This window comes from Psychrobacter okhotskensis, assembly GCF_965638355.1.
Lineage (GTDB): Bacteria > Pseudomonadota > Gammaproteobacteria > Pseudomonadales > Moraxellaceae > Psychrobacter > Psychrobacter okhotskensis.
The window spans coordinates 1,733,020-1,755,569 of the sequence record NZ_OZ281822.1; the positions used below are offsets into that span (position 1 = coordinate 1,733,020).

The following is a 22,550-nucleotide window of genomic DNA, read 5'->3' on the forward strand; positions in this document are numbered from 1 at the left end:
CCTTCTTAAGGAAATTTATTTATGGCACTGACACCTAAAGTCGAAAGCAAACATTCAGACACGACACTGTCTCCCCTACGCCTAGGTATTGGCGGTCCCGTTGGTTCAGGAAAAACGGCATTAACACTAAGATTATGTCAACGCTTGCGTGATGACGTCGATATGGCAGTGGTGACTAATGACATTTATACCAAAGAGGACTCTGAATTTTTAACCCGCAATAATGCCATGCCAGCTGAGCGTATTCGTGGTGTCGAAACGGGTGGCTGCCCGCATACTGCCATTCGTGAAGATGCATCAATTAACCTCTCTGCTATCGCCGAATTACAAAATCAATTTAAAGATCTTGAGCTTATTATTATCGAATCTGGTGGTGATAATTTGGCAGCAACTTTTAGCCCTGAATTATCAGACTTGACCTTATATGTCATTGATGTTTCAGCAGGCGATAAAATCCCTCGTAAAGGTGGACCTGGCATCATGAAATCTGACTTACTTATTATTAATAAAACCGATCTTGCCCCTTTAGTAGGCGCATCGCTTGAGGTTATGGCACATGATGCGAAAAAAATGCGCGGCGATAAGCCGGTAGTCTTTAGTAACATGAAAACAGGCGAAGGGCTTGATGACATTGTAGCCTTCATCCTTGATAAAGGCATGATAAGTGTGGCGTAAGACGCTACATATAATGTCTCATGCCATGGCATAAAGAGATGTTATACAAACCACTGACTGATAAGTAAATTATTAGACAGTGATCATATCCATTTGTTAACTAATTAAGGATTTATTATGACAAAAAAAACATCACAAACTATGATACGCAAAAATTTTACTCGCAAAACTGCAACGGCTAGTGGCTTAGCATTGTTATCATTACTACCAACACTAGCATTTGCTCACCCTGGACACGACTTGCTAGCAGATGGATCATTTAGTACTTCTATATTATCTGGTATGTTGCACCCTTTAACTGGGTTAGACCATCTTATGTTAGCGCTGGGTATGGGCTTACTATTTTCTCAAATGCACAGTTTTAAAAAGGGCTTTGTAGCACTGTTAATTGGTTTAGTAGCAGGTTTTGCAATGAGTTTAAGTGTGAGCCTGAACAGCTTGTTTATTGAATACGGTATCGTACTGTCTATCGTATTACTAACCATGGCACTTATGAGCAGCTACTTTAACAGTGCATTAAATCAAAGCAGTGAGACGTCCGTCAAAACCGTGTATAACTTTTTAGTAATCGGCTTTGGGGCGCTTGCTATGTTCCACGGTGCAGCCCATGCAATCGAAGTTCCTGTAAACGGCAATACCGCTGGCTTCTTTACAGGTATGATTGTTGCTATGCTAGGTCTATATACTGTCGGCAAAGGCGTGGCCACTTATCTAAACAATTACCTGCAAGATAGCTTGATTATTCAACGCGTTATGGCGGTTGTCGGTCTATGCGCTGTACTATTTAGTTAGGGCGTATCATCAATTAAACCAAACAACACAAGACGCTTTAGTCGCTAGGGCAATACCTTCAACTGTCATGAGTATTTGAATGAAGTTATAAAATACAAATTCAAGATATTGTCGTCTGATAGAGACTTATTTGGCAAAATCACGGTATACATAGCGATTACTTATTTCTTCTTAAACGCTCAATGACCCAGCCTGCTAGTGGGAAAGACACCAACTGTGTCAGTGGAACAAGTATTATCGTTTCAATTAATACCACCACTGGCAGGCTTAATCCTTGGGTCACAGGCTTTAGTAACGTCAATACGATTAGGAGCGTTGGATAAAGTCCGACATATCCTATCAATATGCGTATAAGTCTGTCTTTGGAATTCTGATTCATTGCCTACTACCTATTGATAAAACGATAAAAGAAAAACCTTTAAGCGACAAAAACAATAATTGTCGCTTAAAGATTGACTGTCTGTGAATATCCAACAAGTCACAAATTTATAAATGAAAATAAGGCCATTAGTATTAATGGCCTTATCTCAGTCACTGTTTATGTACTTTGCTATTCTTGATAGTAAGGATAATCACTATAGCCAATCTCAGTGCCGCCATACATCGTGGCAGGATCTGTCTCATTAAGTGGCCAATTATTGGCTATGCGCTCAGGTAAATCGGGATTAGCAATAAAAGGACGACCAAAAGCAAATAAATCCCCATAACCTTTAGATAGTATATCGACCGACTTCTGCACAGTGTATTTACCCGCATAAATAATACGTCCTGAAAACTCAGCTCTGACCGCTTGATAAAAAGGCTCTGGTAAATCAGGCGCATTGTCCCAATCAGCCTCTGCAATGGATAGGTAAGCAATGCCTGCTTGTTCAAGTACTTTAACGGCTTCGATATAAGTATGATGCGGGTCTGATTCTACGAGACCCAAATACACACGGGTCTCGTTGGTACTCGCAAATAAAGGCGCAAAACGCACGCCTAAACGATCAGCACCAACCACATCACTGACGGCAGCGACCACTTCTTGTAAAAAACGCAGACGATTAGACAGTGAACCACCATATTGATCATCGCGTGTATTGCTATGCTCAGAGATGAATTGATTCACTAAATAACCATTGGCACAATGCAGCTCTACCCCGTCAAATCCAGCTTTTAATGCGTTGCGAGCAGCTTGTGCATACATCGCGACCAACTCGCCCACCTCTTCTGTACTGAGTGCGCGTGGCTCACTTGGATCAGCTAAAGCGCCCTCGCCTGGACCGGTTTCAATAAATACTTTGACGTTAGTGGCAGTGATAGCAGATGGAGCGATAGGCTGAGCTTGATTTGGTTGTAAGCTGGTATGAGACACACGGCCAACGTGCCAAAGCTGAGCGAAAATAATACTGCCTTTGGCATGTACCGCCTGCGTGACTTTTTTCCAGCCTTCAATTTGGGCTGGTGAATAAATGCCTGGCGTCCATGCGTAACCTTGACCTCTTGGCTCAATCTGTGTGCCTTCGGTCACCATAAAGCCTGCCGAGGCGCGCTGTGCATAATAGCTTGCCATTAAGTCATTAGGGATGTTGTCAGGTTGCGTGCTACGAGAGCGCGTCAACGGTGGCATCACGATACGGTTTTTAAGCGTATAAGGTCCAAGTTCTACAGAGGAGAATAATGTACTGGTATTTGGTATAGATTGTTTCATAACACTCTCTTTTGAAGCAAACGGATAGGCTTATTCTTTGAGCCAAGCACCCTGTTTTCAGGTTTGATTGGCGACTTAAGCAATGTTGGTCAGCATAGAGTTTTATAGGTACAATTAGAAACAACCTTTTCTTGTTTAAGATACAATTATTAATGGTATTAATTATGGATGGTATGAACCGGCTTGATATCAAGCAGCTCAGAGTGCTACAGGCATTACTTGATCTAAAAAATCTCTCAAAAGTTGCACGCAAAATGGGTCTGACGCAACAAGCGATTAGCGAGCAGTTGCGTAAGCTGCGCGATCTATTTGATGACCGTCTATTTATTCGTCAAGGCAATAGCATGGTGGCAACGCCAAAGGCACTATCGCTGCAACAACCTATTGACGAGATATTAAAGCAGTTGGAAGTATTATTAGAGCCGGAGGTATTTACGCCGCAAACCTATAAAGGCGTCTTTACGATTAGCGCGACCGACTATGCGACGCAGGCATTATTGCCGCAATTGTTTCATATAACGCGCCGTGAAGCGCCTGATTTAAAATTGATCGTGCGCGACTTCGCCTTGGACAATATTAATCAGCTGATTGCGGCAGGCGAACTTGATTTGCTGATTACTTTTCCAGAGTTTATTCCTGATAACTTATCGTATGTTACTTTGCTTGAAGAGCAGCACTTATGTATTACAGGTTATAAAAATGAGTTGGCAACAGAGATATTGACACTGGCGCAAATTGCCGTACACCCGCAGCTAGTAGTATCCCCTTCGCGTGCCAATTTGCGTGGCTCCCATGATCAATGGTTCGCAGAAAAAGGGCTCAAGCGCAACATTGTTATGTCAGTACCTAGCTTTTCAGCCGTGCCAGATATTCTGCATACCACCGACATGATTGCCTTTTATCCTGCGCGACTACTGCCAAACGATAAAGTTAAAGAGCTTAAAGTAGAAGCCTTGCCGCCCACCTTTAAGGTAATAGCCGCTTGGCATCCACGTACTAATGACAGTGGTATACATCGCTGGTTAATTGAGCAATTAAGAAAATTATAACGTATAGGGTTGTTAGCTACTTGTCTTGCATATTCTGAATGAGACAGTCAATACTGTAGCCACGCGTATTACAAGATCATCAAGCAGCACCACGACACGGTTGTTAAATAACATAGCATCGATTTTATATTCGTCGAAAAGTTAAGTTACTATAAAAAGTTAGGGCGAGTCATCTACTTTTGAGCGCGCTACTCTCGTTTTCTGTGAGCTTATCCTAAATCGTATTCATAAAATCAACTTTGCTTTTATACGTAAAGTCCTCACCCGCTACTACTTCGTTCTATAACTTTCTAAGCTTAAGTTAAGCGCTTACGGCTCATCACAAACCCTCTTGATACTTTTGCCAAAGAGGGTTTTATTAAGTTGATTATAATGACTAAAGACTTTTTGAGAGTCAGCATGATAAATCTGATTATTGACGCAGTTACCAAAACCAAAGGTTAACAAACTTATTTTGGCATAATTAGCAGGATCGCTGGCTTTTTCTTCCTCATAGCGCTCGGTCGCAAACTTGCGATATGACTGACCGCCATCACTATGCATAAGGGCTTGCTGCTCAATTCTTTGTTCAATGAACTGCCGCCATTTACGCTGTACGGCAGTTTCGTTTTTGAAGAAAGGTTCAAGATACTGTTTGCACATCGGCGGGCTCAATCTCATCGCTTGTATAGGATCTATATAAGCCAAAATACTCAATCTATCATGAACGTATTCGCCTTCAATAGACTTTAGTAGCTCACGCTTATACGTCTGGGCTGCTGGTACGACTTCTAATGGCTCAACTTTACGCTTGAGGACTCATACTCTTTATCTAAATTGGTTATGTCTGTCTTCGATACGTTGTCTATATCGTTAATATTCATCGGTGGAAAAAAGCTTTGTAGATTTGCCCTCGTTAAACCCTCCAATACGAAATGTGAATTCTTGATTTGCTTGGCGGTATATTTTTTATTGTCAAAATTACCCTGCATATCGCATAGCTCATCTTGCCATTTATAGATCTCGGCTCGGGCGATATTAGTGACTGTCATTGCGGTAAGTATGGCGGCGATAGTCATTGCTTTCATGATTTCAGCTCCTGATTTAAGTCCTTTTATTTATCTTAGTATTTATAAAGATAATGTAGGGGAAAATATTACCCATCTTTATACTTTCTTTATACCCCACCGCGTTATCTTGACAACACTTTTATACCCCTCTCGGCATACTGTTGCTATTAACAAGTAAGCAATAAAGAAGTAATAAAAGATCAGTCTAACCATCGCTGATCTTCATTATTCATGGTTCATTGTGCGTTTTTGGAGAGTGTCATGGAAGTTTTTGCAGGATTTCTAGCCCTCGGTTTATTCATCTATTTGTTATATGTACTGATTAAACCGGAGGCATTTTAATGACCATATATGCGCTTTCACAGCTGGTTATTTATTTAATCGTTCTATTTACCTTAGGGTATTTTCTATCAGGTTACCTGCTGCAAAGGATGCAAGCCCCTGTTTCTCGGCTTGAATCCCGTATTTTTACGACGCTAGGTATGATCGGTCAAGATACCAAGGGCAACCCTGCTTTTGGTATGAATTGGAAACAGTACGCGCTCGCCATTGTGCTATTCAATCTCATTGGATTGTTGGGGTTATTTGTGTTGCAGTTGGTGCAAGGACACTTGCCGCTAAACCCTGCCAATATGTCAGGCGTCACATGGGACTTGGCGATGAATACCGCCATTAGTTTTGTCACTAATACCAATTGGCAGGCTTACGGCGGCGAAAGTAGCATGAGCTATCTGACCCAAATGATGGGTATGTCGTTGCAAAACTTCTTATCAGCCGCAACCGGTATCGTAGTGGCTTTTGCCTTAATGCGCGGTCTAGTATTTAAAAAAACCACGCACTTGGGTAATGCTTGGATAGATTTATGGCGCTGTAATCTTTATATTTTGCTGCCGATAGCGGTAATTATAGCCGTGCTGTTGATGAGCCAAGGCGTCATACAAACGCTATCCATGTATACCGATGTGCAGACCCTACAAGGTGAATCGCAAACGATTGCTTTGGGCCCTGTTGCCTCGCAGGAAGCCATTAAGATGCTCGGTACCAACGGTGGTGGATTTTTTAATACTAACTCTGCTCATCCGTTTGAGAATCCCACGCCCTTTTCTAATTTTATCCAAATGTTGGCCATCTTCCTTATCCCAACGTCGCTTTGTTTTTGTCTTGGCAAAATAAGCGGCAACCTCAAACAAGGTATCGCTATCTTAAGTGCTATGACGATCTTGTTCATAGCGATGTATTCTTTGACCGTCAGCAGCGAGCTTGCCGGCAACCCTTGGTTGGCGTCACAAGTTCAAGGTCTGACCGATGCCAGTGTGAGCGGCAACATGGAGGGCAAAGAAGTGCGTTTCGGCATTGTTGCCACGTCATTGTTTGCCACGATTACCACTGCCGCTTCGTGCGGAGCGGTCAACGCCATGCATGATTCGGTGGTGTTCTAAAAAGTATGCTGGCATTAGACGTAGCCATAATTGACATAAAAGAACACCAGATCGAATACTTTAAAGTGATTATCAAGCTTTTTTGAGAAGCAACAAGTCTTTCTAACCGCTCGTCTTAACCGGTGTCTAAGACGGCAGTTATTACCTTCAATGCCTACCGTATGTTGTTTGCCAATTCGTTTGTTATCACTTTTAAAGGCGGTTATAAAACTGTCCCAGTTGTCCATACTGATAGAGCCATAGCTGACTGTAAGCTGCTTAAGACGCGCTCTTAACTTCTTAGCCGTTTTTAGGTCACGTTTGCCCCAAACATAAGCAACAATCTCATTGGTAGCACGGTCATAAGCATAAATAAGCCAAACTTTACGCTTTTTGCGATACACGTAAGTCCAGAATTCATCAACCTCTAAGCGTTCATAGTAGCGCTTCTTAGGCGCGATCTTATAAACAGATGAGCCTATGGTACTAAGCACTTTTCCAATACTGACTGAGGCCATAACCGCTATGTCTCTAACACCGCAACCATGAACCGTCATTAGCCGTATTTTATCTTCTATTTGGGAGTGACAACCTTGGTAGGTTAAAGCATGATCACCAATGAATTGACGTTTGCAGTCCTTACACTGGTAGTTTTGCTTACCATAGCTTTTTATGCCATTTTTCTTTAAACTGGGACTGTGACAGTCGGGGCAGCTGATATCTATTTGTGTCTTCATAACCTTAAATATATCATCTTGCTTTGGCTGTCACCCTCCTTTTATCTCCTCAGCATACTTTTTGATACACCACCAAATATTAAAACTGGATTTAAACGCTACTCGCTGATTTTCTAAGCTCATGGCGCAGTGTTTTACCTACGGTAGATTTGGGTAACTCGGTTATGAATTCAATATGGCGAGGGCATTTGTAGCCTGCTAGATTTTCTTTACAAAGCGCTTTTATCTCGTTTTCATTCAAACTCTGATCGGCTTTAACAACATAAGCTTTGACCGATTCACCTTGCCGTTCATCAACAATACCAACAACAGAACATTCGACAACTTTAGGATGAGTTTCAATGATGTTTTCGACTTCGTTAGGATAAACATTAAAGCCGCTGACAATAATCATGTCTTTTTTACGGTCATAAATTTTGATAGCGCCCTGCTCGTTCATAGACGCGATATCGCCAGTTTTTAGATAACCATCAGCAGTGAAAAAACCAGCATTGTCAAGATTATGATAACTAGCGATGACGTTATCGCCTTTGATACACATCTCACCCACTTCACCTAATTCGATAATTTCCCCTGCTTCATTACGGATACTAATATCGACTCCGGGTAGTGGCAGGCCGACATTGCCAGTGTACTCGGTGCCATCGAATGGATTGGCAGTGCCAACTCCTAGGGTCTCAGACATTCCCCACCCCTCTAAAATAGGCAAGCCCGTGACTTCAAGCCAGCGCCTTGCTGTCTCAGGGGTTGCTGCCATACCGCCAACCACGGTCAATTTGCATTCTGAAAAATCTAATTTGCTAAATTCGGGATTATTGACAAAAGCTTGAAACAAAGTATTGACGCCAGGAAGAAAGTGGAAAGGACGTTTAGCTAGAATCTTAATAAAGCCAGGAATATCACGTGGATTGGTGACTAAGGTGAGATGTTGACCTACGCTCAATCCTACTATCGAGCAGATAAAGGCATAAATATGATAAAGCGGCAGGGCAATAATACTATTCATCTGGATGTTATCAGCAACGTCCGCATAAACCGGTTTAAACCATTCAACGAACTGATAAGTCGCCGTCACCACGTTTTTATTGCTAATCAAAATACCCTTAGCAACACCCGTAGTGCCCCCTGTATATTGCAACATCAATAAGTCATCAGGTTTTATAGCAGGGCGAGAGTAAGGCAAGTTTTTGCCGTTTTTTAACAGTGACTTATAGCTAGTGACCTCATAATTAGCGTTAGATTTTAAATGATAACTAGGGATAGCTTTTTTGACATAGTTAGCGGCAAGGTTTACAAGTGTCCCTTTCGCTGTACCTAGCATGTCGCCAATTTTGCTAATGACAACAGTTTTGACTGGAGTATCTTTGACTATTTTTTCTAAAGTATTGCAGAAAGGCTCTAAGATAAAAATTGCCGCAGCATCAGAATCAATCAACTGATGTCTCAATTCGCGGGGACTATATAGTGGGTTGATTAAGGTCGTCACCATACCTGCGCGAACGATCCCTATAACAATAGGCAAGTACTGATGAACATTGGGCATCATAATACCGATGACTGAGCCTTTGGCTAAGCCTAAGTTCTGAATCCACGCGGCAATCGTTAATGATATCTGGTCAATTTGGGCATAAGAGTAGCTAACGCCCATATTGCTAGAGAACTCTCGATCAGCATATTCTATTAACTTATCATTGATTATATCAATCACGGTACTGTGCGGCGGGGCTATTTGGGCGTTCACCCCTTTTGGATAACCCTGTGTCCAAAACTTATCCATAACTTACCTTCCTTGGTAATGAGTTTAAAGAATAAATGATTTCAAAATTCAGCTTTGATAATTATTCTTTGATATCTTGCCATCCTATTGTTGAGTGATGCTCGTCCTGATGGGCAAATAGTGGATGTGCTTTGGCCTCTTCTAACGTCAGTACAGGAGTGGCGCAAACGTCTGTAGCCTCAAATGCTTGTTGCCAAAAATCAAGCGGCTGACTGGCAAATTTATCAGTAACCGCTTTAGCAGCTTCTTGACTAGCTGGCAGATTAGGCATAACTCCGCGCTGCCAATGAGCATCTTTGTACTGCGGCAGCTCTAAAACCTCACATAATCCTTGCCAAAATTTCAGCTCAAGCGAACCCACCGCCATGTAGCGATCATCTGAAGTTTTGTATAAGCGATAGCATGGTAATAACCCACCTAAAAAGTCATAGTGTGGTGGCGGATTTTGACCCGAGAAGCTCTTAACGAGCGTCCCCGTAGCTTTAGGCATAATCATATGATTGTATAAGCTATGCGTCATGCTGACTGCGACATGTCGACCTTTGCCCGTGCGCTGAGCAGCAAAGACCGCTGCAAGTAAGGCAATGACAGCCGTATCACTACCCCCAGCCAAATCTGCAAACTGAATATTAGGCATGGCTTGTTCGCCCTTTGCGGTACGCAGCTGATCCAGCACGCCACTCATCGCCATAAAGTTGATATCGTGACCCGCTTTATCCGCCCAATTATGCTTAACTTGAACTTCGGAATCAGCTTTAGCATCGCTGTCGTCTGCTAAACCATATCCTGTAATCGATATCATGACCAGCTTAGGATTAATTGCATGTAGGGTTTGAGCATCTAAACCCATACCCTTGAGCACTCCGGGACGGAAGCTGTCGAGCATGACATCGGCGTTCTTAAGATGCTCCTTAATAGCCTCGATGTCTGCAGTATTACGGAAATCTATCTTTTCAATCGTTTTTCCATGATTTAAAGCATCGAACAATCCACCTAGAGCGCGAGCAGGATCGCCACCTTTAGGCTCGATTTTTATGATTTCTGCGCCCAAATCAGCAAGCAAACGTGTCGCAAAAGGCCCAGGCAGATTGCGGGTCAAGTCAATGACGCGCAATCCTTGTAAGCAGTCGCTCATGCCATCCATAGCATTAGCTAAATTAGCCATCGAATCAGTCATCAGAGAAAACCTCACCACTTGACGCCATCTCTACTAGAATATTCGCCGGCTCAAAACGCTTGCCATATTGCTTGGCAAGTTCGCGACTACGGGCGACAAACTGCTCTACACCCATAGAATTAATAAACTGCAACGTACCACCTTGATGCGGCGCAAAACCCCAACCAAAAATAGAACCAATATTGGTATCGGCCACTGAGCGCACGACGTTTTCTTCATAACACTTAGCGGATTCGTTGGCTTGAATAAACATCAAACGATCCACAAGATCTTGTTGCGATGGTTGCTCAGCGGTGGTTGGGTATAAGTTCACCAGCTCAGACCATAAGTGCTTGTCGCCTTTTTCTGGATACTCATAAAAGCCTTTGCCGTTCTTTTTACCTTCGCGATCGTGCTCTTTAACAAAAGCGCTAAGGATATTATAAGAAGGAGGCATCACCATCGTTTTGCCTTCGGCTTCCATATCCTTTTGCTGCTGCTCGATGACATGCAAGGCTAAGCTCAATGACACCTCATCTTGTAGCGCTAGCGGCGGCATAGGCATACCGGTTTTCATGCCAGCAACTTCGATACTACGTGGATGCACACCTTCACCTAGCATGGCGACGCCTTCTGATACATAGGTACCGAATACACGTGAGGTATAAAAGCCGCGACTGTCATTGACAACAATAGGAGTCTTACCAATTTGCAGCACGTAATCAAAAGCTTTGGCTAAGGTTTCGTCGTCAGTTTTTTCACCGACAATGATTTCCACCAAAGGCATCTTATCGACTGGCGAGAAGAAATGGAGACCAATAAATTGCTGCGGACGTTTGCTCGCTTCAGCCAGTCCTGTTATGGGCAAAGTTGACGTATTAGAAGCGTAAACCGCTGATTCTGGAATCACAGCTTCAGATTGCTGCGTACACTTGGCTTTGATTTCACGGTTTTCGAACACGGCTTCGATGATTAAGTCGCAATCTGTTAGATCGTCATAAGAGACAGTTGGGTGAATACGTGCCAGTAATGCTTGCTTCTTGTCTTCGGTAGAGCGTTTACGAGTGATCGCTTTATCCAAAAGATTGGTAGAATACCCTTTGCCTTTTTCGGCACCTGCCAATTCAGTATCGAGTAGTACCACATCTAGTCCTGCTTTTGCGCTGACATAAGCGATTCCCGCACCCATCATGCCCGCACCTAAAATGCCCACTTTTTTAGTTTTATAGTGCTCAAAACCATCAGGACGAGACTGCCCTTTTTTGATGTTATTCAGCTGCGTCCAAAGGGTGCCAATCATGTTTCTAGATTCAGGGGATAGCACACAAGCGGCAAAGAAACGCGACTCAAGCTCGAGACCGGTGTCGATATCGACGATACAGCCTTCAAAGACGCAAGACATGATATGAGTAATCGCTGGATAGTTGCCGTGCGACTTTTGATTAGCCATCGCAGACGCGATAGAGAATACTTGCACCACTTTAGGATGCATACTATTGCCGCCAGGGATTTTGAAGCCTTTTTTATCCCAAGGTTGCTGCGCTTTCGGATTGGCTTCGATCCACGCTTTCGCTTGCGCTAACATATCATCATTATCAGAGGCAGTAGCATCGATAAGACCGATATCTAAGGCGGCTTTAGGACGTAGCTCAATTCCTTGCGTCATCAGCTCAAGCGCTTTTTGAATGCCTACAAGTCTTGGTAGACGTTGAGTACCGCCCCCACCTGGCAATAGACCCAACTTAACTTCTGGTAGACCAAGTTTGGTTTTTGGAGAGTCAATCGCTATACGGTAGTGACAGGCTAATGCAAGCTCAAGCCCGCCGCCTAAAGCCGTTCCCGTCATAGCGGCAACTACAGGTTTACCTGAAGTTTCAAGTTTACGTAGGCTACCTTTTAAGTCTTCGACTAAATCAAACGCTTGTTCAGCGGTCTCAATACGTGATAGTTGATCAATATCAGCGCCCACAACGAAGCTGTCTTTTGCTGAGGTTAGGATCAAGCCTTTAGCAGACTCATCATTAATAAAACTGTCCGTCATAGCGGCAAAAGCGTCGGTAAAACCATCGCCGATAACGTTCATTTTTCGATTACTTTGATCGATAGTGACCATGACGATACCGTCATCATCACGTTGCGCTGAAAAGTTTGCTAGATTATTAATAATATCGATGCTGTCTGTATTTGTAGTCATTTTTTATCCTTTAAATGATCTCAAAATTATCATTTTTATGCATTAAATAGAGGGTTTATACGCGCTCAATGATAGTCGCAATTCCCATACCGCCACCGACGCATAACGTCAGCATGGCGGTTTTAAGATCACGACGCTCTAACTCATCTAGTACGGTAGTCATTAGCATAGCGCCCGTAGCTCCTAGCGGATGACCCATAGCAATAGAGCCACCGTTTACATTGACAATATCAAGAGAAATACCAAAATCATGAGCGGTGTTCATAGGAACAGCGGCAAAGGCTTCGTTAATTTCCCAAAGATCAATATCAGAGGCTTGCATACCCGCTTTATCCAAGGCCTTTTTGCAGGCAGGTGTTGGACCCGTTAGCATAATGGCAGGTTCTGAGCCTATAACTGCGGCCATGGTAATCTTGGCACGCGGCGTAAGGCCGGCTTTTTTGCCAGCAGCCGCGCTACCGACCAAGCATAAGGCAGCACCATCAACGATACCCGATGAATTGCCCGCATGATGCACATGGTTTACTTTTTCGATAGTGGTGTATTTGTCCAAAATAACACTATTAAAACCCATCTGACCGGGCATCACAAAAGAAGGATTTAACCCTGCTAACGTCTCAACCGTCGTATTCGGACGGATAGTCTCATCTTTAACTAGTAACAGCATGCCATTAATGTCTGTGACAGGCACCACTGACTTATCAAAATAACCTTTTTCCCAAGCGTTGGCAGCGCGGCGATGGGATTCGGTAGCGAATGCGTCAACATCAGTACGACTAAAGCCTTTGAGTGTGGCTATCGTATCAGCGCCAACCCCTTGTGGTACAAAGGCAGTTGCGGCGTTAACTCGTGGATCCATGTACCATGCACCGCCATCAGAACCCATTGGCACTCGGCTCATTGATTCGACGCCACCTGCGACGACCAAATCTTCCATACCTGACATAACTTTGGCAGCCGCAAGATTGATGGACTCAAGCCCTGACGCACAATACCTAGAAAGCGTGACGCCAGCGACACTTTGATCCCAGTCGGCATCAAGCACCGCAATACGAGCAATATCAGAACCTTGCTCGCCTACAGGAGTGACGCAGCCAAGGACAACGTCATCCACTAAGCTGGTATCCAAGTTATGGCGCTGCTCCATCTCTTTTAATAAACCACGCACCAGCCAAATAGGCGACGCTTGATACAATGAGCCGTCTTTTTTGCCTTTACCACGCGGGGTACGAATACTGTCATAGATGTAAGCGGTCTCAGTCATAAAAATCCCTTTTTACTTTTTTAAATGGGTAACAAATATAATTGCTAATAAATATCAAATTGTCAGCTGAATGAATTATAAGTGATCAAAACCTCAATAAATAAATCCAGCTGCACTTCTCGAACAAAACGAGTTACATAAAGCGAGCAGCAAGCTCTTTCATAATCTCGTTGGTACCGCCATAGATCTTTTGTACCCGTGCATCAGCGTATAAACGCGCAATAGGATACTCGTTCATATAACCATAGCCACCGAACAATTGCACACATTCATCGATCACTTCGCACTGCTTTTCAGTGACCCAGTATTTGATTAGTGAAGCATGAGGAATAGACAGTCTTTTTTCCATGATGGCATCTATCGCTAAGTCACACATACTATGAGCAGCTAGATAATTGGCATAACACTCTGCCATTTTGAATTTGGTGTTTTGGAATTTCCAAACCGGCTTGCCAAAGGCTTCACGTTGTTTGACATAATCAAGCGTCAAATTGATAGCTAATTTCATCGCGCCGATGCCTGTCAAGGCGATTAATAAGCGCTCACGAGGTAGCTCTTGCATCATTTGAATAAACCCCATCCCTTCTATCGGACCAAGCAGATTCTTTTGCGGGACGCGCACGTTACTAAAAGAAAGCTCTGAGGTATCTTGGGATGTCAGGCCAACTTTATCCAAATTTCGACCACGCGCAAACCCTTCTAAACCATCAGTCTCTATTACGATGAGCGAGACGCCTTGCGCGCCTTTTTCGCGATCTGTCTTACAAGCGAGCAGAATGAGATTGGCATGCTGACCATTGGTAATAAAGGTTTTTGAACCATTAATAATATAGTCATCACCCTCTTTTACCGCATAAGTCTTCAGGGCTTGTAAATCAGAGCCAGTGCCCGGCTCAGTCATAGCGATAGCCGCGATATATTCGCCACTAGCCATTTTGGGCAACCACTCTTTCTTTTGCTCTTCGGTAGCATGGTTCAATATATAAGGAGCAACAATTCCTGAATGCACAATACCGCCAAAGCCTGACTGATTAGATTCTGCTTGCGCATAGATAATCGCGACTTCATCACGAAAATCACCGCCACCGCCGCCATATTCTTCAGGCATTGAGGCACATAAAAAACCATTTTCGCCGGCTTCTTCCCAAGCCTCGCGGTCAATCATGCCGTTCTTTCGCCATTGCTCATCTTTTGGTTCCCAACCTTTAAACATTTTAAGCGCACTCTCGTATACCATTTTGCGCTCTTCAGTCATCCAATCTGGCGCTAAGTTTTCGATACTCATATTGTCTATCCTTGACGGTGTGACTTAGTAATAACCAATTAATTTAAAATTATATAGAACTTCAATAGCGCTATTGGTAATTATAATTACCTTAATATAAAGCTATCCATTCATTTAAAGTTCCTTACCATGCTAGATATACTAAAATAGTAAGTATGCGGTTGCAACCCATATTTTAACAATGGTAATTTATATTACTTTATCACTATAATACTATTTTAAAGGTCAGTGCGGCTTTATTAAAATAGAAAAATTTCATACAGCCGCACACCATCAAAAACTCAGTTTTTAATGAGGTGTAATAAAACCTTAATACGCAGCGTTGGAGTGAACAATGAAGGCTAGGATATATATAGTTGAATTCAAATATTTTTCATACATGGAAACCAAGTGCAATCTATACCTTAGCAGGGTTATCGAGAATACATCGGGTTTATATGGATTTGGTTATATAGCCATTAATGCTGTCATCAACTACAAACAGAGGAAGCTGATGTCGTATTTGTTGTAGTTGATCCAATGTAAAAGTACTACAAAGCAACTTAGTGCCGATGTATATGTGATACTTCAAGCGAGGTTAACGTCGGAACTTTTTTATAGGGGATTGACTATAGGAGAATAAAAGGACAGTCTGCTTTTGGAAAGCTAGCGAAGAGGCAGTATTGGTAGCTAATGGCTTTTGAGCTTTGAACTTTGTTATTAGCTACCAATGCATGTACTATATTTTTTGATGCTCGTTACGTGGTAGCTACACTGCATAAATATGGCATACCACCCTGCAACCACTTATTTATAAAAGCTAAAGCTGAGGGAGTTTTGAAGTCTATAGGACTGTACTTTTATCCTTATCTTTAAAATGAGGACACGCCCTAGGCAAAATTTACGCGATAAAGGTCATCTCAGTGATAACAAAGTTATCGATCATATCCTTTGTCACTTTAACAAAGTTTTGAAAATGCTCGCTTTGTCCATGCTGCTCCATCAGCTCCTGATTTTCCCAAACCTCATAAGTGACAAAATTATTAGGATTGGCATTGTCTTGATGTAGGTTATACTGAATACAGCCTGTTTCAGCTTGTGACGCTTTGGTTAGCTTGAGTAGCTCAGATTTGGCTTGTTCAGTGTGTTCGGGTTTGATCTCAATAGTGGCAACGAGGGTGATGGCTTGGTTTGCTTGCGTGTTCATAATGGCTTCCTATGTTTATATACTATGATGATTTTGAGTGCATTCACTTTGTTATGGTATCCAATAAATGATCCGACTGACTATAAGTCTTATGTAGAAATCGATTTTAATACTGCCTGAGTTTGGCGTTTAAGCGCTGTAATGGCTTCTTTATTTAAAGCATCGGCATGCGGTTGACCGAACTCGCCTCTAGCATCGCCATGTGCCCCATCTTTAATATCATTATCAAAGTATTTGCCCGTATCATCAGCGAACTCATCCGAGATAGCCAACTCCGCTAGGATATTCGCCCCTTTATCTGCTGAGGACCAATATTGTCCGTAAGCCGCATCGACCATTTTGGTATTGAGTAACGAGCCTGGATTGACAGCAATCACACTGATACTATTGCCTGCGACGGTATCGGCTAAGTCCATACTCCACATCGTGAGCGCCAGCTTACTTTGCGCGTAGGCCTCTTTATCATTGAGATGCTCGTTTCCTGCAAATGCTTTATAGGATATCGGCGCTTGAGCTGCTGAACTTAGATTGACGATGCGCGCTTTATTAGTTTTTTTGAGTAGCGGTAACAAGGCGTTGGTCAGCTCGTAAGGCGCTAAATAATTGACCACAAATCGTACGTCTAATCCATCTTTGGTCATGGCCGATGCAGTGGTATAAATCCCTGCGTTGTTAATCAGCACATCAAGCTTTGACAGTTTTTCGCTTACTTCTACAGCCATATGACGTACTGCATTTAAATCTGAAAAATCAGCCACAGATCCATCAATATTATCTACCGCTGCACCTGTTGACACTGCTTTGACTTCTGCAATGACCCTGTTAAGTTTGTCAGCATCTCTGCCATGCAAATACACTCGATGTCCCGCTTCTGCTAACTTTAAAGCCGCAAGTTTACCAATACCATCAGTGCTGCCAGTAATTAAAATAGTTTTAGTCATGAGCCGTCCTTATGGTCTAAGTTGTTATTTGATTTTTAGAAGTGCGTTATATTGTATCCGTCGTCATGGCGATGATTGTAATGAAAATGTTGTGATTCAAATAGTAACCTAAGACCTCTACTTTTCTCTTCTTAAACGCTCAATAAGCCTGCCTGCTAGTGGGAATGACACCATTTGTGTCAGCGGAACGAGGATTATTGTCTCAATCAACACCACTACGGGCAAACTTAGACCTTGGGTCACAGGCTTTAATAGCGTTAATACGATTAAGAGCGTCGGATAAAGTCCAACATACCCTATTAATATGCGTATCAGCCTGTCTTTAAAATTTTTACTCATCACTTTATATCACCTTATAAAAATACTTACGTTTATAAGCAAAAAAATAAGACCACGAATGGTCTTATTTCACTAATTTATTTTTGGTAATAAGGATAATCACTGTAGCCCACATCAGTACCACCATACATCGTGGTAGGATCTACTTCATTCAATGGCCAGTTATTGGCAATACGCTCTGGCAGATCAGGATTGGCGATAAAAGGACGACCAAACGCGAATAAATCACCGTAGCCTTTTTCTAAAATGTTCACAGCTTTTTGTACCGTGTACTTGCCAGCATAAATAATACGGCCTGAAAACTCTTCTCTGACTGCTTGATAAAAAGTGTCTGGTAAATCAGGCGCATTATCCCAATCAGCTTCTGCAATGGACAAATAAGCAATACCCGCTTGCTCAAGCAATTTGACTGCTTCGACATAGGTATGATGGGGATCTGACTCTACCAAGCCTAAATACACGCGCGTCTCATCCGTACTCGCAAATAATGGCGCAAAGCGTACGCCTAAACGATCAGCACCCACCACATCACTGACAGCAGCGACGATTTCTTTTAAGAAGCGCAAACGATTGGTCAACGACCCACCATATTGATCATCACGGTGATTGGTGTGCTCAGAGATAAACTGATTGACCAAATAACCGTTAGCACAATGCAGCTCTACCCCATCAAAACCCGCCTCCAATGCATTGCGCGCAGCGGCCGCATACATCGTTACCAACTCACCAACTTCATCGGTACTGAGAGCGCGTGGCTCACTTGGATCAGCCAATGCACCTGCACCTGGACCTGTTTCAATAAATACTTTGACGTTATCAGCGGTAATATCAGACGGCCCTACCGGCTGAGCACCATTAGGCTGCAAGCTGGTGTGCGACACACGGCCTACATGCCAAAGCTGAGCAAAAATAATACCGCCTTTGTCATGTACTGCTTGCGTGACTTTTTTCCAACCTTCAACTTGGGCTGATGAATGGATACCTGGCGTCCAAGCATAACCTTGACCTCTTGGCTCAATCTGCGTACCTTCCGTCACCATAAAGCCTGCTGACGCACGCTGTGCATAATAGCTGGCCATTAAGTCATTAGGGATATTGTCAGGTTGCGTGCTACGAGAGCGTGTCAATGGCGGCATTACGATACGGTTGTTGAGCGTATAAGGCCCAAGTGCTACAGAGGAAAATAATGTCTTTGTATCTGGAATAGTTTGTGTCATAAGTATCTCTTTTAAAGCAGCTGATGGCTTATTATTGAATGTATTGAGCCTGTTTTAATGCTTAATAGCTCATTTAGTGGCTACTTAAGCAATGTTGGTAAGCATAGCGTTTTGCAGGTACAATTAGAAACAACCGTTTCTTGTTTAAGATACAATTATTAATGGTATGAAATTATGAATGGTATGAATCGGCTCGATATCAAGCAGCTCAGAGTGCTACAGGCATTACTTGATCTAAAAAATCTCTCAAAAGTTGCACGCAAAATGGGGCTGACGCAACAGGCGATCAGTGAGCAGTTGCGTAAGCTACGGGATTTGTTTGATGATCGTTTGTTTATCCGTCAAGGTAATAGTATGGTGGCAACGCCAAAAGCACTGTCGATGCGGCAACCGATTGACGATATATTAAAACAGTTAGAAATGTTGTTAGAGCCCGAGGTGTTTACGCCGCAAACCTATAAGGGTGTGTTTACGATTAGCGCAACTGACTATGCAACGCAGGCATTATTACCACAACTGTTTAATATAACGCGCCGTGAAGCGCCTGATTTGAGGTTGATAGTGCGCGACTTTGCTTCAGATAACATCAATCAGCTGATTGCGGCAGGTGAACTTGATCTACTCATTACCTTTCCCGAATTTATTCCTGATAATTTATCGTATGTGACGCTGCTTGAAGAGCAACATTTATGCATTACTGGTTGTAAAAACACCTTTGCAACAGAGGCACTAACACTGACACAAATCGCCGCACAGCCGCAACTGGTGGTATCGCCTTCGCGTGCCAACTTGCGTGGCTCACATGATCAATGGTTCGCTGAAAAAGGCCTTAAGCGAAACATCGTGATGTCAGTACCTAGCTTTTCAGCCGTGCCAGATATTCTGCATACCACCGACATGATTGCCTTTTATCCTGCGCGACTACTGCCAAACGATAAAGTTAAAGAGCTTAAAGTAGAAGCCTTACCGCCCACCTTTAAGGTAATAGCCGCTTGGCATCCCCGTACTAATGACAGTGGTATACATCGCTGGTTAATTGAGCAATTAAGAAAATTATAATAAATGTTCATCGCTATTTTATAAAACTGTCACCTGTCACCTGTCACCTGTCACCTGTCACCTGTCAGATAAATTTGAACAACCATTCAATAACCCTTACAATGCCTAACAGACCTATATTAGCCATTTTATTTGCATTTGAGCATTCACTCAAATTAAACCACATTGTTTGCATGTATTGCCCTATCTTTGATAAGGCATTCGAGTGGTTTAAGTTTGGGTAAAAGACTTTATCAGCTCAAGCTTAAGACAGCTGCTAGTAAGTCTGAGTAGTTATTTTGATCTACAAACTAAAAAACCATATGCAACGACGAATAATAAAAAAGTAGATTATAGTAAGACTGATGACATAACGATGCGTCTAGAAGTAAGACTTTTTTAAATGCTGTCATCCACATCCGCCCCTTTGCATGACTATTTTGCATGACTATATAGCTGGATAATCCATGATTAAAAAGATAGTTTTAATATTAGCCGTATTGATGTTAGTCATTGGCTTTTTTTACTTTGACCTCAACGAACTATTGACGCTTGACGGCTTAAAAGGGTCGATGGATCAGTTCGACCAATATAAAGCGCAAGCGCCGTGGCTGGTCATTGGTGGCTTCTTTTTAATCTATATATTAGTCACAGCCCTATCCTTACCGGGTGCCGCTATCCTAACTTTGGCAGCTGGAGCGTTGTTTGGCTTATGGCAAGGCTTACTGGTTGCCTCATTTGCCTCTAGTATTGGTGCGACACTGGCCTTTTTAACCTCACGTTATTTACTGCGTGATTCTATCAAACAGCGCTTTCCTGAACGCTTAGCAGCCATTGATGCTGGCGTTGAAAAAGAAGGCGGGTTTTACTTATTTACCCTGCGCTTAGTGCCGATATTTCCCTTCTTTTTAATCAATCTCTTGATGGGCGTCACCGCGATTAAAGCAAGGACATTCTACTGGGTCAGCCAAGTTGGTATGCTCGCCGGCACCTTGGTTTACGTCAATGCAGGTACACAGTTGGGGAAAATCGATAGCCTTTCAGGTATTTTATCGTTTAATTTAATTGTCTCATTTGCGTTGTTAGGTTTCTTCCCATTAATAGCAAAAGGGATATTAAATATGCTAAAAAAACGCCGCGTCTATAAAAACTACAACAAACCTAAACAATTCGACCGTAATATGATTGTGATTGGCGCTGGTGCTGGCGGGCTAGTCACCAGCTATATTGCAGCCACCGTCCGAGCAAAAGTGACTTTAATCGAAGCGGGTGAAATGGGTGGCGACTGCTTAAATTATGGCTGTGTACCGAGTAAAGCTTTGATTAAAAGCGCAAAAGTCGCAGAACAGATGCGCAATGCTGAGCGTTACGGCTTAGAAAATACACCACCAAAGTTCTCATTCAAAAACGTCATGAGCCGTATCCATAAAGTCATCGCTGATATCGCGCCAAACGATAGCGTCGAGCGTTATACGGAATTGGGTGTCGAAGTGCTAAAAGGTTATGCCAAATTCATCGATCCGTGGACGGTAGAGATTGCGCTAAACGATGGCGGCACGCAAAAACTCACCGCACGTTCCATTGTTATCGCTACTGGCGCGCGTCCATTTATCCCAGATTTGCCGGGTTTGGAAGAAACCGGCTATGTGACCAGCGATACTATTTGGAACAAGTTTACCGAGTTAGAAGAAGCACCGAAAAAGCTAGTGGTACTTGGCGGCGGGCCAATCGGTTCTGAGCTAGCACAAGCTTTTGCACGCTTAGGCTCCAATGTTACCCAAATCGAAAGAGGCGCGCGTCTCATGAAAAAAGAAGACGTGGAAGTCTCTGAATTTGCACACAAAGTACTCGTCGAGAGTGGCGTGAATGTCTTAACCTCGCATCAAGCGATTCGCTGTGAAGCTCGCGATGGTAAAAAATTTATTATCGTTGAAGCGCAAGACGACAGTACAGTTAAAAAAAGCGGTACAGATAAGCAAGAGATCGCTATTGAATATGACGAATTGCTTTGTGCCGTTGGACGTAGTGCGCGCTTAGAAGGCTATGGCCTAGAAACCTTAGGGATTGAAACTGAACGTACCATCGAGACCGATGACTATTTAGAAACCCTCTACCCCAATATTTACGCTGCTGGTGATGTCGTTGGCCCTTATCAGTTTACTCACGTGGCCTCCCATCAGGCATGGTACGCCGCCGTAAATGGTTTGTTTGGGCATCTAAAGAAGTTTAAAGTAGATTACCGCGTGATTCCGTGGACGACTTTTATTGATCCAGAAGTCGCACGCGTTGGCTTAAATGAGCAAGAGGCTATTGAAAAAGGCATCGACTTTGAAATTACTCGCTATGACTTTAAAGATTTAGATCGTGCGGTGACGGAAAGCGCCAACGATGGCTTTATCAAAGTCATTACGCCGAAAGGCAAAGATAAAATACTCGGCGTGACCATCGTCGCTGAGCATGCTGGAGACATCATGCCGGAATTTATATTAGCGATGAAGCATGGCTTAGGGCTGAATAAAATACTCGGCACCATTCATATGTACCCGACATGGGCGGAGGGTAATAAATACGCGGCTGGTGAATGGAAACGCAATCATGCGCCTGAAACGGTATTAAACTGGCTTGAGAAATATCATACATGGCGTCGAGGGTGATTAGCTTTCCAGTGAAACTCAATGCTGTTGGCACTCATTAGTTTATCAACTTTTAGACGATCGATTTGCTTTAGAAATAAGTGCTGTTG

21 protein-coding genes are annotated in these 22,550 nt (G+C 43.0%); 7 read left to right on the top strand and 14 right to left on the bottom strand.

What is annotated here, in order from left to right:
• Positions 1-21 precede the first annotated feature (21 nt).
• On the top strand, positions 22-675 hold the full coding sequence (gene ureG, locus ACSUPM_RS07300) for an urease accessory protein UreG (RefSeq protein ID WP_025652878.1): 654 nt from the start codon (positions 22-24) through the stop codon (positions 673-675).
• 117 nt (positions 676-792) lie between these two features.
• The gene (locus ACSUPM_RS07305) at positions 793-1,467 is read left to right on the top strand and encodes a HupE/UreJ family protein (protein WP_025652879.1); all 675 of its coding nucleotides are present in this window, start codon (positions 793-795) and stop codon (positions 1,465-1,467) included.
• 157 nt (positions 1,468-1,624) lie between these two features.
• Here the strand turns inward: ACSUPM_RS07305 and ACSUPM_RS07310 are convergent, their stop codons facing one another.
• Together ACSUPM_RS07310 and ACSUPM_RS07315 are read right to left on the bottom strand one after the other, a co-directional pair.
• Positions 1,625-1,846 (bottom strand): hypothetical protein, encoded by a 222-nt coding sequence (locus ACSUPM_RS07310; protein ID WP_201576436.1) that lies wholly within the window; start codon positions 1,844-1,846, stop codon positions 1,625-1,627.
• Positions 1,847-2,017: 171 nt separating this feature from the next.
• Positions 2,018-3,157 (bottom strand): alkene reductase, encoded by a 1,140-nt coding sequence (locus ACSUPM_RS07315; RefSeq protein ID WP_436879804.1) that lies wholly within the window; start codon positions 3,155-3,157, stop codon positions 2,018-2,020.
• Between the two features lie 164 nt (positions 3,158-3,321).
• Here ACSUPM_RS07315 and ACSUPM_RS07320 point away from each other — a divergent pair, with 164 nt between their 5' ends.
• Entirely contained in the window at positions 3,322-4,206 is an 885-nt protein-coding gene (locus tag ACSUPM_RS07320; RefSeq protein WP_436879805.1) for a LysR family transcriptional regulator, read from the top strand.
• Between the two features lie 309 nt (positions 4,207-4,515).
• On the opposite strand, the gene ACSUPM_RS07325 is transcribed toward ACSUPM_RS07320, so the two are convergent.
• Positions 4,516-4,893, bottom strand: a complete 378-nt coding sequence (locus tag ACSUPM_RS07325) for a hypothetical protein (protein WP_201567825.1) — start codon at positions 4,891-4,893, stop codon at positions 4,516-4,518.
• 83 nt (positions 4,894-4,976) lie between these two features.
• Positions 4,977-5,273 carry a hypothetical protein gene (locus tag ACSUPM_RS07330; RefSeq protein ID WP_201567826.1) on the bottom strand — a complete coding sequence of 99 codons (297 nt, stop codon included), beginning with the start codon at positions 5,271-5,273 and terminating at the stop codon, positions 4,977-4,979.
• A gap of 243 nt (positions 5,274-5,516) precedes the next feature.
• Here ACSUPM_RS07330 and kdpF point away from each other — a divergent pair, with 243 nt between their 5' ends.
• The gene (kdpF, locus tag ACSUPM_RS07335) at positions 5,517-5,597 is read left to right on the top strand and encodes a K(+)-transporting ATPase subunit F (RefSeq protein ID WP_193005043.1); all 81 of its coding nucleotides are present in this window, start codon (positions 5,517-5,519) and stop codon (positions 5,595-5,597) included.
• Complete coding sequence (gene kdpA, locus ACSUPM_RS07340) at positions 5,597-6,694, top strand: potassium-transporting ATPase subunit KdpA (RefSeq protein ID WP_227675036.1); 1,098 nt, start codon at positions 5,597-5,599, stop codon at positions 6,692-6,694. The genes kdpF and kdpA overlap by 1 nt, the downstream gene beginning before the upstream one ends.
• Positions 6,695-6,708: 14 nt before the next feature.
• Here the strand turns inward: kdpA and ACSUPM_RS07345 are convergent, their stop codons facing one another.
• The 10 genes from ACSUPM_RS07345 to ACSUPM_RS07390 form a co-directional block, all read right to left on the bottom strand.
• Complete coding sequence (locus tag ACSUPM_RS07345) at positions 6,709-7,410, bottom strand: IS1 family transposase (RefSeq protein WP_436879806.1); 702 nt, start codon at positions 7,408-7,410, stop codon at positions 6,709-6,711.
• Positions 7,411-7,501: 91 nt separating this feature from the next.
• A complete protein-coding gene (locus tag ACSUPM_RS07350) occupies positions 7,502-9,187 on the bottom strand; it encodes an AMP-binding protein (RefSeq protein WP_025652884.1) in 1,686 nt (561 codons plus the stop codon).
• Between the two features lie 61 nt (positions 9,188-9,248).
• A complete protein-coding gene (locus ACSUPM_RS07355) occupies positions 9,249-10,364 on the bottom strand; it encodes a CaiB/BaiF CoA transferase family protein (protein ID WP_227502365.1) in 1,116 nt (371 codons plus the stop codon).
• Complete coding sequence (locus ACSUPM_RS07360) at positions 10,357-12,537, bottom strand: 3-hydroxyacyl-CoA dehydrogenase NAD-binding domain-containing protein (protein WP_025652886.1); 2,181 nt, start codon at positions 12,535-12,537, stop codon at positions 10,357-10,359. The genes ACSUPM_RS07355 and ACSUPM_RS07360 overlap by 8 nt, the downstream gene beginning before the upstream one ends.
• A gap of 55 nt (positions 12,538-12,592) precedes the next feature.
• Positions 12,593-13,801: an acetyl-CoA C-acetyltransferase gene (locus ACSUPM_RS07365; RefSeq protein WP_436879807.1), complete on the bottom strand. Its 1,209-nt coding sequence runs from the start codon at positions 13,799-13,801 to the stop codon at positions 12,593-12,595.
• 133 nt (positions 13,802-13,934) lie between these two features.
• Positions 13,935-15,086, bottom strand: a complete 1,152-nt coding sequence (locus ACSUPM_RS07370; RefSeq protein ID WP_025652888.1) for an acyl-CoA dehydrogenase family protein — start codon at positions 15,084-15,086, stop codon at positions 13,935-13,937.
• A gap of 880 nt (positions 15,087-15,966) precedes the next feature.
• Positions 15,967-16,272 carry a putative quinol monooxygenase gene (locus ACSUPM_RS07375; RefSeq protein WP_025652889.1) on the bottom strand — a complete coding sequence of 102 codons (306 nt, stop codon included), beginning with the start codon at positions 16,270-16,272 and terminating at the stop codon, positions 15,967-15,969.
• 89 nt (positions 16,273-16,361) lie between these two features.
• Positions 16,362-17,213: an SDR family NAD(P)-dependent oxidoreductase gene (locus tag ACSUPM_RS07380; protein ID WP_436879808.1), complete on the bottom strand. Its 852-nt coding sequence runs from the start codon at positions 17,211-17,213 to the stop codon at positions 16,362-16,364.
• A gap of 117 nt (positions 17,214-17,330) precedes the next feature.
• Positions 17,331-17,552, bottom strand: a complete 222-nt coding sequence (locus ACSUPM_RS07385) for a hypothetical protein (RefSeq protein WP_201567501.1) — start codon at positions 17,550-17,552, stop codon at positions 17,331-17,333.
• Positions 17,553-17,629: 77 nt separating this feature from the next.
• Entirely contained in the window at positions 17,630-18,757 is a 1,128-nt protein-coding gene (locus ACSUPM_RS07390; RefSeq protein ID WP_265088538.1) for an alkene reductase, read from the bottom strand.
• Positions 18,758-18,943: 186 nt separating this feature from the next.
• On the opposite strand from ACSUPM_RS07390, the gene ACSUPM_RS07395 reads away from it, so the two are divergent.
• Together ACSUPM_RS07395 and ACSUPM_RS07400 are read left to right on the top strand one after the other, a co-directional pair.
• Complete coding sequence (locus ACSUPM_RS07395; protein ID WP_201567505.1) at positions 18,944-19,828, top strand: LysR family transcriptional regulator; 885 nt, start codon at positions 18,944-18,946, stop codon at positions 19,826-19,828.
• 446 nt (positions 19,829-20,274) lie between these two features.
• Positions 20,275-22,461, top strand: coding sequence for an FAD-dependent oxidoreductase (locus tag ACSUPM_RS07400; protein WP_025652894.1), 2,187 nt, complete (start codon positions 20,275-20,277; stop codon positions 22,459-22,461).
• Positions 22,462-22,550 lie beyond the last annotated feature (89 nt).

Excerpts from the sequence above, each read along its gene's own strand:
- ureG (WP_025652878.1), top strand. The coding sequence starts at position 22 with ATGGCACTGACACCTAAAGTCGAAAGCAAACATTCAGACACGACACTG.
- ACSUPM_RS07305 (WP_025652879.1), top strand. The coding sequence starts at position 793 with ATGACAAAAAAAACATCACAAACTATGATACGCAAAAATTTTACTCGC.
- ACSUPM_RS07310 (WP_201576436.1), bottom strand. The coding sequence starts at position 1,846 with ATGAATCAGAATTCCAAAGACAGACTTATACGCATATTGATAGGATAT.
- ACSUPM_RS07315 (WP_436879804.1), bottom strand. The coding sequence starts at position 3,157 with ATGAAACAATCTATACCAAATACCAGTACATTATTCTCCTCTGTAGAA.
- ACSUPM_RS07320 (WP_436879805.1), top strand. The coding sequence starts at position 3,322 with ATGGATGGTATGAACCGGCTTGATATCAAGCAGCTCAGAGTGCTACAG.
- ACSUPM_RS07330 (WP_201567826.1), bottom strand. The coding sequence starts at position 5,273 with ATGAAAGCAATGACTATCGCCGCCATACTTACCGCAATGACAGTCACT.
- kdpF (WP_193005043.1), top strand. The coding sequence starts at position 5,517 with ATGGAAGTTTTTGCAGGATTTCTAGCCCTCGGTTTATTCATCTATTTG.
- kdpA (WP_227675036.1), top strand. The coding sequence starts at position 5,597 with ATGACCATATATGCGCTTTCACAGCTGGTTATTTATTTAATCGTTCTA.
- ACSUPM_RS07345 (WP_436879806.1), bottom strand. The coding sequence starts at position 7,410 with ATGAAGACACAAATAGATATCAGCTGCCCCGACTGTCACAGTCCCAGT.
- ACSUPM_RS07350 (WP_025652884.1), bottom strand. The coding sequence starts at position 9,187 with ATGGATAAGTTTTGGACACAGGGTTATCCAAAAGGGGTGAACGCCCAA.
- ACSUPM_RS07355 (WP_227502365.1), bottom strand. The coding sequence starts at position 10,364 with ATGACTGATTCGATGGCTAATTTAGCTAATGCTATGGATGGCATGAGC.
- ACSUPM_RS07360 (WP_025652886.1), bottom strand. The coding sequence starts at position 12,537 with ATGACTACAAATACAGACAGCATCGATATTATTAATAATCTAGCAAAC.
- ACSUPM_RS07365 (WP_436879807.1), bottom strand. The coding sequence starts at position 13,801 with ATGACTGAGACCGCTTACATCTATGACAGTATTCGTACCCCGCGTGGT.
- ACSUPM_RS07370 (WP_025652888.1), bottom strand. The coding sequence starts at position 15,086 with ATGAGTATCGAAAACTTAGCGCCAGATTGGATGACTGAAGAGCGCAAA.
- ACSUPM_RS07375 (WP_025652889.1), bottom strand. The coding sequence starts at position 16,272 with ATGAACACGCAAGCAAACCAAGCCATCACCCTCGTTGCCACTATTGAG.
- ACSUPM_RS07380 (WP_436879808.1), bottom strand. The coding sequence starts at position 17,213 with ATGACTAAAACTATTTTAATTACTGGCAGCACTGATGGTATTGGTAAA.
- ACSUPM_RS07385 (WP_201567501.1), bottom strand. The coding sequence starts at position 17,552 with ATGAGTAAAAATTTTAAAGACAGGCTGATACGCATATTAATAGGGTAT.
- ACSUPM_RS07395 (WP_201567505.1), top strand. The coding sequence starts at position 18,944 with ATGAATGGTATGAATCGGCTCGATATCAAGCAGCTCAGAGTGCTACAG.
- ACSUPM_RS07400 (WP_025652894.1), top strand. The coding sequence starts at position 20,275 with ATGATTAAAAAGATAGTTTTAATATTAGCCGTATTGATGTTAGTCATT.